General features: G+C 74.1%; 11 protein-coding genes. 6 read left to right on the top strand and 5 right to left on the bottom strand.

The genetic code is table 11. From position 1 onward, the window contains the following. The 5 genes from ACFQH9_RS12620 to ACFQH9_RS12600 form a co-directional block, all read left to right on the top strand. The coding region (locus ACFQH9_RS12620; protein ID WP_379566201.1) for an Asp23/Gls24 family envelope stress response protein at positions 1-446 on the top strand (446 nt) is incomplete at its 5' end. A gap of 10 nt (positions 447-456) precedes the next feature. Continuing rightward, on the top strand, positions 457-1002 hold the full coding sequence (locus ACFQH9_RS12615) for a DUF6286 domain-containing protein (RefSeq protein WP_379566200.1): 546 nt from the start codon (positions 457-459) through the stop codon (positions 1000-1002). Next, a complete protein-coding gene (gene amaP / locus ACFQH9_RS12610) occupies positions 999-1685 on the top strand; it encodes an alkaline shock response membrane anchor protein AmaP (RefSeq protein ID WP_379566199.1) in 687 nt (228 codons plus the stop codon). The genes ACFQH9_RS12615 and amaP overlap by 4 nt, the downstream gene beginning before the upstream one ends. A 21-nt stretch (positions 1686-1706) precedes the next feature. Continuing rightward, positions 1707-2471 carry a 3-hydroxybutyrate dehydrogenase gene (locus ACFQH9_RS12605; protein ID WP_379566198.1) on the top strand — a complete coding sequence of 255 codons (765 nt, stop codon included), beginning with the start codon at positions 1707-1709 and terminating at the stop codon, positions 2469-2471. Between the two features lie 35 nt (positions 2472-2506). Further along, positions 2507-4087, top strand: coding sequence for an alpha/beta hydrolase (locus tag ACFQH9_RS12600; RefSeq protein ID WP_379566197.1), 1581 nt, complete (start codon positions 2507-2509; stop codon positions 4085-4087). 238 nt (positions 4088-4325) lie between these two features. Here the strand turns inward: ACFQH9_RS12600 and ACFQH9_RS12595 are convergent, their stop codons facing one another. The 4 genes from ACFQH9_RS12595 to ACFQH9_RS12580 are packed head-to-tail and all read right to left on the bottom strand — an operon-like array spanning position 4326 to position 7939. Then, a complete protein-coding gene (locus tag ACFQH9_RS12595; protein ID WP_379566283.1) occupies positions 4326-5297 on the bottom strand; it encodes a glycine betaine ABC transporter substrate-binding protein in 972 nt (323 codons plus the stop codon). After that, positions 5297-6103: an ABC transporter permease gene (locus ACFQH9_RS12590; RefSeq protein WP_379566196.1), complete on the bottom strand. Its 807-nt coding sequence runs from the start codon at positions 6101-6103 to the stop codon at positions 5297-5299. Before ACFQH9_RS12590 ends, ACFQH9_RS12595 begins: the two co-directional genes overlap by 1 nt. Next, positions 6100-7290: an ATP-binding cassette domain-containing protein gene (locus ACFQH9_RS12585; protein ID WP_379566282.1), complete on the bottom strand. Its 1191-nt coding sequence runs from the start codon at positions 7288-7290 to the stop codon at positions 6100-6102. The genes ACFQH9_RS12590 and ACFQH9_RS12585 overlap by 4 nt, the downstream gene beginning before the upstream one ends. 1 nt (position 7291) lies before the next feature. Then, positions 7292-7939: an ABC transporter permease gene (locus ACFQH9_RS12580; RefSeq protein ID WP_379566195.1), complete on the bottom strand. Its 648-nt coding sequence runs from the start codon at positions 7937-7939 to the stop codon at positions 7292-7294. A gap of 299 nt (positions 7940-8238) precedes the next feature. Between ACFQH9_RS12580 and ACFQH9_RS12575 the strand changes: the two genes are divergently transcribed. Continuing rightward, a complete protein-coding gene (locus tag ACFQH9_RS12575) occupies positions 8239-8457 on the top strand; it encodes a hypothetical protein (protein ID WP_379566194.1) in 219 nt (72 codons plus the stop codon). A gap of 47 nt (positions 8458-8504) precedes the next feature. On the opposite strand, the gene ACFQH9_RS12570 is transcribed toward ACFQH9_RS12575, so the two are convergent. Then, positions 8505-9983 (bottom strand): heparan-alpha-glucosaminide N-acetyltransferase domain-containing protein, encoded by a 1479-nt coding sequence (locus ACFQH9_RS12570; protein ID WP_379566193.1) that lies wholly within the window; start codon positions 9981-9983, stop codon positions 8505-8507. Positions 9984-10397 lie beyond the last annotated feature (414 nt).

Genomic DNA, 10397 nt, shown 5'->3' with positions numbered 1-10397 from the left:
GGGCCGCTCCCGCCCGGCCGCCCGCCGCGGTCGCCGGACCGCCGGCCCCGGGGACCCGGGCCCCGGCCGAGGTCGCGCTGCCCGCGTGGGCGCCCGACGCCGACGAGCGGGGGGTCCTCGACATCGCGCCGTCCGTGCTGCGCGCGATCGTCGAGCACGCGACGGACCTGGTTCCGGGCACCCTGCACCGCGAGCGCCGGGTGGCCGGCGTCGAGGTCGGCGACGCCGGCCCGCGGGCGCGGATCTCCGCGAGCGGCGACGCCGTCGACGTCCGGCTCGAGCTGACCTGCGCCTACCCCGCCCCGGTGCGCGACACCGTCGCGGCGGTGCGCGCCAAGGTCGCCGAGGAGCTGGAGCGGCTGGCCGGGTACCGGGTCCGCTCGCTCGCCGTCACCGTCTCGGGCCTGCGCGGGGCGACCGGTCCCGCGCAGCCCCGGATCCGATAGGAGGTCCGACGTGCGCGTGCTGCTCCGCACGCTGTCGCCGCTGCTGGGCCTGGCCCTGGCCGCGGTGGGCGTGGTTCTCGTGGTCGAGGTCGTCGCCGCCTGGGTCCGGCCCACCGCGCGCGGCCTCGTCGTGCCGTGGCCGGCCTGGCAGGTGGTGCTCACCCGGCTGAGCTGGTCCGAGCGGCCGGTGGTCGTGGTGTCGATCTGCGTGGCCGTCGTCGGGCTGCTGCTCCTGCTGGTCGCCCTGCTCGCCCGCCGGCACGACGTCCGGCTCACCGCCCCGACCCCCGAGATGACCGTCGCGACCTCGCCCCGGGTGCTGGCCCGGCTGGTCGGGCGCACGGTCCGGGAGTCCGACGACGTCGCGGCGGCGACCGTGAGCGCCTCCGCGCGCAAGGTCGTGGTCCGGGCCGAGGGCTGGCCCGACGCCGACGGCGGGCTCGGCGGGCTGACCGACACCGTCCGCGGCCGGGTCGACGGCCTGCTCGACGCGCTGCCCCTCGCCCGGCGGCCGCGCGTCGCCGTGTCCACCCGCGGCCGGAAGGAACCCCGATGAGCACCACGACGGACACCCCGGACACCCCGGACACCAGGGGCACCAGGGGCACCCCGACCACCGCGGCCGCCCCGCCGCGGCGCGTCCTCCGCAGCTCGCGCAAGGCCGTCGCCCGGTCCGCCGGCGGCGACCGCTTCTGGCTCGCGCTGCTCGGCCTCGTGCTGCTGACCGCGGGCACGCTCGCGGCGCTGCTCGGCTTCGGCGTGTTCGGCGCCGGGCGCGCCGCCCGGCCGCTGCTGGACCCGATGATCGTCGACGCCCTCCGGACACAGCAGCAGCTCTGGCGCTGGGTCGCGATCGCCGCGGGCGTGGTGCTCGTCGTGCTCGGGCTGTGGTGGGCCGTCCGGTCGCTGCGCCCGGAACGCCGCCCCGACCTGCTGCTCGAGGAGAACCCGGACACGACGTTGCTGGTGACCGCCGGGGCCTTCGCCGAGGCCGTCGCGGACCGGGCGGCCGGGCTGCCCGGCGTGGGCAGGGCCCGGGCGCGGATGGTCGGGTCCGCGGGCACCCCGGCGCTGCGGCTCACCGTGTGGGTCACGGACGAGGCCGACGTCGCCGAGGTGTGCCGCCGCCTGGAGAACGAGGTCGTCGCGGAGGCGCGGGACTCGCTCGGCCTCACGCACCTGCCGGTCGCCGTCCGGCTGGAGCTCGACTCCGTCACGCACGCTCCCCGCGTGGCCTGAGCGCTGGTTAGCCTCGACGGCATGACGTCCGACACCGGTCCCCTCCTGTCCGGCCGCACGGCCCTGGTCACCGGCGCGGCGAGCGGGATCGGGGCGGCGATGGCCCGCCGGCTCGCCGCCGACGGCGCCCGCGTGTACGCCGTGGACCTCTCGGCCGACGCGGTGAAGGCGCTGGCCGCCGAGGTCGACGGGATCGAGGCCGTGCCCTGCGACCTCACCGATCTCGACGCCGTCGACGCCCTGCCGGCCGAGGTCGACGTGCTGGTCAACAACGCGGGGCGGCAGCACGTCTCCCCGATCGAGGACTTCGACCCCGAGCTGTTCCACCAGATCCTCACGATCATGCTCGAGGCACCGTTCCGGCTGATCCGCCGCGTGCTGCCGCACATGTACGAGCGGGGCTGGGGCCGGATCGTCAACGTGTCCAGCGCGCACGGGCTCCGGGCCTCGCCCTACAAGTCCGCCTACGTGGCGGCCAAGCACGGGCTCGAGGGACTGTCCAAGGTCACCGCACTCGAGGGCGCGGCGCACGGCGTGACCAGCAACTGCGTCAACCCCGCCTACGTGCGCACGCCCCTGGTGGAGAAGCAGATCGCCGACCAGGCCCGCACCCACGGCATCGGCGAGGACGAGGTCGTCGAGAAGATCATGCTGACCCCCGTCGCGGTGAAACGGCTGATCGAGCCGGACGAGGTCGCCGAGTTCGCGAGCGTGCTCTGGGGACCGGCCTCGGCCTCCGTCACCGGGGTCTCGCTGGTCCAGGACGGTGGCTGGACGGCCCACTAACGACCGGTTCACCGGCGGGCGGGCAGACTGGGAGCGTGGGGGGTCGTGCACGCGTCGTGATCGTCGCGCTCCTGGGCGTGCTCGTGCTGGCCGCCTGCTCGGTCGGGCCCTCCCAGCGTCCCCCGGTCGCGGTGCGCGGCGACACCACCACCGGGCCCGCGCCGACCGCCCCGCCCGTCCCGGCCGACCCGGACGCCCTGCCGGCCCCGCAGGAGCAGGACCCGCTGATCGACTACGCCGACTGCACCGCGGACACGGTCGAGGCGGTCGCCGCCGCCGGTTTCCCGGTGCCGCCCGGGCGCAGCCTCGGGGCGAGCTGCGGCGAGCTGGCCGTCGACACCGACCCCGCCCGGCCCGGTACCGACGCCACCCGGCTCGGCGTGCTGCGGGTCGCCGCCGCCGACGCGCCCCGCAACCGCCCCGCGCTGGTCGTGGTTGGCGACAGCGCCGGCGGCGGCTCGGCCCGCGCCGCGGGGCGGCTCGCCACCCTGGTCTCCGACGCGGTGCTGGCGCAGTACCAGCTCGTGGGGCTGGACCGGCGCGGCACCGGCAGCGACCTGATCGACTGCGCGCCGCCCGAGTCACGCGCGGCGATCACCGACACGCCGCCGGTCGCGGGCGACACCGACCTCGGCCCGCTGCTGGAGGAGGCGCGGGCGGTGGTGCAGGACTGCTACCTGCTCCTCGACAGCACGATCAGCTCCTACCGCACCGCATCCACCGCCGCCGACCTCGAGCGGCTCCGGGCCGCGTTGCGGGTCGAGCGGCTCGACGTCGTCGGGATCGGCGACGGCGCCAGCGCGGTCGCCGCGTGGGCGTCGGCCCATCCGCGCTCGGTCGGCCGGGTCGTGCTCGACTCCCCCGTCGACCTGGTGTCCGACGAGCCGGAGCGCAGCGAGGCGCGGGCCGGCGCGGCCGAGGCCACGTTCGACGCCTTCGCCGCCGCCTGCGTCGCCCGCGGCGGCTGTCCGCTCGGCGCCGACCCGCGGGCCGCCGTCGCCGGCGTCGTCACCGGGCTGGGTGCGCGTCCGCTCGCCTCGGCCGACGGGGACCGGCTCACCGCGGGCGGGGCGCTCGCCGCCCTGCGCACCGGCCTGGGCGAGCCCGCCCGCTGGCCCGCGCTGGCGGCCGGGCTGGCCGCGGCCGGCGCGGGCGACCCCACCGGCCTGATCGGCTTCCTCGCCCCCGTCCTCGGCGACGACGGCACCGTCGACGGCGAGCTGGCCACGGCCTGCAACGACACCGCCCGCCGGCTCGCGCCGCCGGAGGTCGCGGAGCTCGCCGACCGCTGGTCGCAGCAGTACCCGCTGTTCGGGGCCGCGGCGGCGCAGCGGCTGCTGGCCTGCGGGCCGTGGCCGGCGTCGTCGGGTGCGCCGACCGTCACCGCGCTGCCCGCCGACACGCCGCCGGTCCTCGTGCTGGGCACGGCGGCCGACCCGCGCGCGCCCCAGGACGGGTCGCGGCGGGTCGCCCAGCTGCTGGGCCGCAGCTCCTTCGTCGGCTGGCAGGGCGCCGGGCAGGGCGCCTACCCGCGCAACGCCTGCGTGACCGCCCTGGTCGAGCAGGTGCTCGTCGCGGGTTCGCTGCCCCGCGACGGCACCGTCTGCCCCGCGTGAGAATCGCCCGACGGAACCACGACGCGCTTCCCGGACTCCCCGAGCGCACTATGGAACAATAACGCGCTCAACTGCGTTCCCCGAGCGCACTATGGAACCATAATGCGCTTCCCGACGCCCTCGGAACCCGTTATGGAACCATAATGCGCTTTCCTGCGCCTTCTGGGTGCTTTGTGGAACCATAACGCGTCCGGCGCTCCCAGCGCGTCATGGTTCCCTCACGCACCCAGCCGGGCGCTCAGGACGTGTCCGGGCCGATGAAACCCTTCTGGATCATCCAGTCCCGGGCGACGAGGCCCGGGTCCTCCCCGTCGACGTCGACCTTCTTGCCGAGCTCGATCATCTCGTCGTTGTTCAGCGCCTGCGCGACCGGCTGCATGACCTGCTCGATCTCGGGGTGCTGGCGGTAGGTCTCCTCCCGGAGCACGACCGCGATGTTGTACTGCGGGAAGAATTTCTTGTCGTCCTCCAGCACCGCGAGGTTCAGGCCGGCGATGCGGCCGTCCGTCGTGAAGATCTCCCCGAAGTTGCAGGTGCCGTTGGCGATGCCGGCGTAGATCGCGCCGGTGCCGAAGGTCTTCACGTCGGTGGTCGGGAAGCCGTACGTCTTCTGGACGCCCGGCAGCCCGTCCTGCCGACTGGCGAACTCCGTCTCGACGCAGAACACCGCCTGGTCCGGGTTCTGGGCGAGGAACTCCGTCATGTCGGAGTTGCTCTTGAGGTTGTGCTGCTCCGCGTAGGCCTTCGTGGTGCCGAACGCGTAGGTGTTGTTGAGCTCGGAGTACGGCAGCCACCGCAGCCCGTTCTGCGCCAGGTCCTCGTCCCGGACGGCCTCGTACTGCTTCTGCTCGTCGGGGATCGGGTCGGTGTGGCCCAGGTAGTTGATCCAGCCGGTACCGGTGTACTCCCAGGTCAGGTCGATGTCGCCGGTCTTGAGCGCGAGCCGGGAGTTCGACGAGCCCTGGATGTTGGTGAGGTCACGGACGTCGGCGCCTGCCGCGGACAGCGCCAGCTCGGCCATGTAGCCGACGAGGATCTGCTCGGTGAAGTCCTTCGACCCGACCGTGATGGGCACGCCCTCGAGCGCGGGCACCGGCTTGATCGACCCGGGCGTGACGGTGAAGGGCACGGCGGTGTTCGTCTCCAGGCCGCACCCGGCCAGCACGGCCGCCGAGGCGAGGGTGGCCGCGGCGGCGGCGAGCCTGCGGATCACTGCTCGGCTCCCTTCGGGGCCAGCCACCGCTCCGCCATGCCGCCGAGCCAGTCGACGAGCAGGGCCAGCCCGATCGCGAGCACCGCACCGACGTACATCACGGAGTTGAGCTGCAGCTTGTAGCCGGTGTCGATCAGTTCGCCGAGCCCGCCGCCGTTGACGAAGAAGGCCAGCGTGGCCGTGCCGACCGCGAGCACCAGGGCGGTGCGCAGCCCGGCCAGGATCAGCGGGACCGCCAGCGGCAGCTCGACGCGCAGGAGCACGCCGCCGGCCGACATCCCGATGCCCCGCCCGGCGTCGATCAGCGAGCGGTCGACCTGCTGGATGCCGACCATCGTGTTCCGCAGCACCGGCAGCAGCGTGTAGAAGATCAGCGGGATCGACACGGCCCACAGGCCCTCGACGCCCGACCAGAGGAAGAACAGCACGATCACGCCCAGCGCGGGCGCGGCCTGCCCGATGTTGGCGATGGCCAGGAACACCGGGGCGAGCCACTTGAGCGCGGGCCGCGTGAGCGCGACCCCCAGCGGCACCGCGATGGCCACCACCAGCAGGCTGACCACGATCGTGATCAGCACGTGCTGCCCGAGCAGGGTCAGGATCGTGGGGAGGTTGAGCGTCTCCCGCTCGTTGGCGTTGAGGTCGCTGGTCAGCGCCCACACCACGACCGCCGCCACGATGACGACGACGGCGATCGGCTGGAAGAACAGCCGGAACCGGTCCGACCGGGAGGTGACGCTGGGCCTGCGCTCGACGGCGCTGGTCTTGCTGACGCCGGGAAGGCCCTCGGCGACGGCGGTCATCGTGTCTCCCCCACGCCGTGCTCCTCGCGGACGCCGGCGATCACGTCGGTGACCGTCGTGATGTCGATGGTGCCCACGACCTCGCCGCGCGAGCCCGTGACCACCGCCCGGCCGCCCTCGGTGAGGATCGCCTCCAACGCGTCCTGCAGCGTGGACAGGGTGGTCACCGAGTCGCCGACGGGCTTGCCCGCCTGCTGCAACGAGCTGCGTCCGGCGAGCTCCCGCACGTGCACCCAGCGCGTCGGGCGATGGCGGTCGTCGACGACCAGGGCGTAGGTGCGCCCGGCCTTCGCGAGCCGGTCCGCCACGGTGGCCGGGTGCTCGTCGTCGCTCACGGTCAGCACCTCGTCGGTGCTGTACTTCACGTCCCGCACCCGCATCAGCGTGAGCTGCTTGAGCGAGGCACCGGCGCCGACGAACCCGGCGACGGTGTCGTTGGCCGGATTGGCCAGGATCGCGTCGGGCGTGTCGTACTGCTGGATCGTCGACCGGTCCCCCAGCACCGCGATCTTGTCGCCGAGCTTGACGGCCTCGTCGAAGTCGTGGGTGACGAACACGATCGTCTTGCCCAGCTCGGACTGCAGCCGCATGAGCTCGTCCTGCAGGTTGCCCCGGGTGATCGGGTCGACGGCGCCGAAGGGCTCGTCCATCAGCAGCACCGGCGGGTCCGCGGCGAGCGCGCGGGCCACGCCCACGCGCTGCTGCTGGCCGCCGGACAGCTGCCGCGGCAGCCGGTTCGCGAAGGTACCGGGGTCGAGCCCGACGAGGTCCATCATCTCCTCGACGCGAGCGTTGATCCGCTTCTTGTCCCACTTGAGCAGGCCGGGCACCACCGCGATGTTCTGCGCCACCGTGTAGTGCGGGAAGAGCCCCGCCTGCTGGATGGCGTAGCCGATGGTGCGGCGGAGCTCGTCCGGGTCGATGTGCAGCGCGTCCCGGCCGCCGATCGTGATCGTGCCGGAGGTCGGCTCGACCATCCGGTTGATCATCCGCATCGTGGTGGTCTTGCCGCACCCGGAGGGGCCGACGAACACGATGACCTTCCCGGCCGGGATGGTCATCGTGAACTCCTCGACCGCGGGCGCCGAGGTGTTGGGGTAGTGCTTGGTGACGCGGTCCAGCCGGATCTCGGCGCCGGAGACCGGAGCGTCGCTGGTGGCCACATCGGCGGTCGGCGAGGTCGTCATCTCAGTCACGCACACCCTTCGAGACGGTGAGACGGGCGATCAGGACGAAGACCCCGTCCAGGAGCAGGGCCAGGATCACCACGCCGAGCGTGCCGGCGAGCGCCTGGTTGAGGGAGTTGGCCGAGCCCGCCCGGGTCAGCCCGGAGAAGACCTCGGACCCGAGACCGAAGCCCTTGGCGTAGGCGGCGATCACCGCGATTCCCATGAGCATCTGGGCCGACACCCGCATGCCGGTCAGGATCGCGGGCCACGCCATCCGCAGCTCGACACGGGTGAGCACACCCGCCCGGCTCATCCCGATGCCCTTGGCCGCGTCGGACACGGCGGGATCGACGCCGGCCAGCCCGACGATCGTGTTCCGCACGATCGGCAGCAGGCCGTACAGGGTCAGTGCGATCACGCTCGGCGTGACGCCCAGGCCCACGATCGGGATCAGCAGGCCGAGCAGGGCGAAGGACGGGATCGTGAGGACCGTGCTGGACAGGGCGGTGGCGACCGCGGAGCCGGCCGGGCTGCGGTAGACCGCGATGCCGACGGCCACCCCGATCACGGCCGCGAGGATCGTGCACTGGACGACGCCGCTCAGATGGAGCAGTGCCTGGAGCGACAACCGGTCCCATCTCTCGGTGACGTACTGCCAGAGGCTCACCGTCGCCCTCCTCTCGTCACTCTCGCAGAGACTCACCCGGGATCGGGTTTCGCCCGAGTGTGGGAGGGAACTTACGGGCAGAACTCGGACTCTGCTGGGTGAACCGATGGCGCGTCGTAGCCACGAGCACCGGCTCCCGGCCGTCCGGAGCACCCGGACGGCAGATCGGCGCTGCCCTCGTCGGCTCTCCTCATCAAGTCGGATGAAACCGGCCGCCCGGGTGACACGTCTGCGGCCGGAGGCGCGACGAGCCTGGTGAACACACCGAACCGGACTTCTCCTCGGGGGTAGAAGCCAGCATGACCGCGATCCTCCCGGACCGCTCCGTCCACGCGCCCGTCACCGTCCCGGCCCCGCGGGTGCCGGCCTCGGCCCGGGTCGCGGGCGTCGTCGACGCCGCGTGCCGCTGCGGCCACGGCGCCACGGCCCACGAGCACTACCGCCGCGGCACCGAGTGCGTGACCTGCGACTGCCCACGCTTCCACCGGGCCGCCGGCATCCGCCTCCTCCGTCGCTGACCCGGCAGGACGCCTCGCTCAGCAGGCGTCGCCCCTTCTCGGGCCCCTCAGGAGGCCGGGTCCTCCTGCCCCTCGTCCTGCTCGTCGTCGGCCCCGTCCGGCGGCGCGGGTGCAGCGGCGTCCTCGGGCACCGGCTCGACGGCGTCGCCGCGCTCGGGCGGCAGGGGCGCCGCCGTGTCCCCGGGCGGTGGGGGCGTGACAGTGTCCTCGGGCGGCAGGGGTGCGACGGTCGGGGGCTCGGCCTCGTCGTCCGCCTCGGTGACCGTCCCGACGTCCTCCGCGAGCCCGGAGGTCCCGCTCGCACCGTCGGGATCGAGGGCGACGACGAAGCCCAACCCCAGCAGGAGGACCGCCAGCGCGACCGCCATCGCCCGTCCGCGGTCGGGCCGCGGTCGGGCCTCCTCCGGGGTGCGGCGGTGGCCCCCGACGGCCCGCCGCGCGGCGGTCGCGGGTACCGACAGAAGGGTCTCGAGCGGACCCCGGCCGACCGTCCGTCGCCAGGCCACCGCCACCGCGAGCGCCCCCAGTACCATCGCCAGGAGCAGCAGCATCGGCTGGTCGGACAGGATCCCGCTCGCCAGCACCACCAGGTGCGCGCAGTACAGGGTCAGGGAGAGCTCGCCCGCCGCGGCGAGCGGGGACAGCAGCCGGCGCAGCGTGTCGACGCGGCTCAGCAGCAGGAGCGCGCCCAGCACGGCCATCGCGCAGCCCAGGGTGTGCGCGAGGTCGACCGGCGTGTGCGAGTGCGGCGTGGGCAGCGCGAGGTACCACCACGTCGGCATCGGGTAGGCCTCCCACAGCAGCCGCTGCCCGAGCTCGGCCGTGGGCACGTCGCCCGGGGGGATCTCCGCCGTCAGCCGGGCGAGCCCGCCGAGCGGGTGGAGCAGGATCCAGGACACGACCCGCGACCCGGCGGCGAGGACCAGCCCGCCCCCGACGAGGGCCCAGCCCACCCGGCGCGAGGACAGGTCGAGTCGACCGATCGCGAGCCCGGCCGCGAGGTAACCCAGGTAGACGACGGCGGGGTACTCCCCCGTCAGGAACAGTTGGAGCAGTAGTCCGCCCGGATCCTGGACCAGTGTGGCGAGGGTGGGATCGGTGGCGGCCCGTGGCAGTCCGGCGGTGACCACGAGAACGACCGGCCCGAGGAGGAACGCCACGGCCGTCACGGCGATGAGCCCTCGTCGGCCGAGCCAGAGCAGAGGTACGGCGAGCAGGAAGAAGACGCCGTAGAAGGGCAGGATCCCGTCGATCCCGTTCTCGGGGGCGAGGAGCCCGAACACCAGTCCGAGCAGACCGATGAGCAGCGCACGGACGACCAGGCCGGCCGCGGCCGCCGGCTTGCCCCCGCGGCCGCCCGCCAGGAACGCCATACCCACCCCCGCGACGAGCACGAAGGTCGACACCGCCCGGCCCGCGGCGATCACGGTGGCTGCGGTCGGCGAGCCGTCCGCGAACCCTGGGGGGAACACATGCGTGGCCATCATCCCGATCAGCGCCACGCCCCGCGCCGCATCGACCCCCACCACCCGAGAGTCCCTGCGGGTCGGCGTGGCCCGCACCGGTTCGGTCGGCCGCTCGGCCCTGACGGGGACAGTCGGCTGCCAGGCCGGACCGACCCAGGCGGGTCCGGTCCAGGACGGCCCGGCGCGGACGGACGAGAGCGACACGGTGGTTCCTCCCCGACGACGTGCGCCCCACCTCGGGACGCGTCCGGTCACCGAGCCTGGCAACCTCCCGCCGCCCCGTCGCTGGGGCGAACCCCCGCACCCCCAGGTGCCGACCCCAGCCGCCGAACCGCCTCCGCCTTCCACTCCCCGGTGAGTGGCGATGTCCGATCCGGCGGCTGGGCCACCCCCGATCGGGAACTGCTACCGGGTGCGCGGCAGTGCCGGCCGGGCCCGAGAACGCGAAAAAGGCCCCGGAACCGTAGTTCCGGG

Source organism: Pseudonocardia lutea, assembly GCF_042658055.1.
Taxonomy (GTDB): Bacteria; Actinomycetota; Actinomycetes; order Mycobacteriales; family Pseudonocardiaceae; genus Pseudonocardia; species Pseudonocardia lutea.
This window is presented reverse-complemented; position numbering and strand designations above follow the sequence as displayed.

What these genes read in the sequence shown, in the direction of transcription:
- ACFQH9_RS12575 (WP_379566194.1), top strand. Translation starts at nt 8,239, where the DNA reads ATGACCGCGATCCTCCCGGACCGCTCCGTCCACGCGCCCGTCACCGTC.
- ACFQH9_RS12585 (WP_379566282.1), bottom strand. Translation starts at nt 7,290, where the DNA reads ATGACGACCTCGCCGACCGCCGATGTGGCCACCAGCGACGCTCCGGTC.
- ACFQH9_RS12605 (WP_379566198.1), top strand. Translation starts at nt 1,707, where the DNA reads ATGACGTCCGACACCGGTCCCCTCCTGTCCGGCCGCACGGCCCTGGTC.
- ACFQH9_RS12590 (WP_379566196.1), bottom strand. Translation starts at nt 6,103, where the DNA reads ATGACCGCCGTCGCCGAGGGCCTTCCCGGCGTCAGCAAGACCAGCGCC.
- amaP (WP_379566199.1), top strand. Translation starts at nt 999, where the DNA reads ATGAGCACCACGACGGACACCCCGGACACCCCGGACACCAGGGGCACC.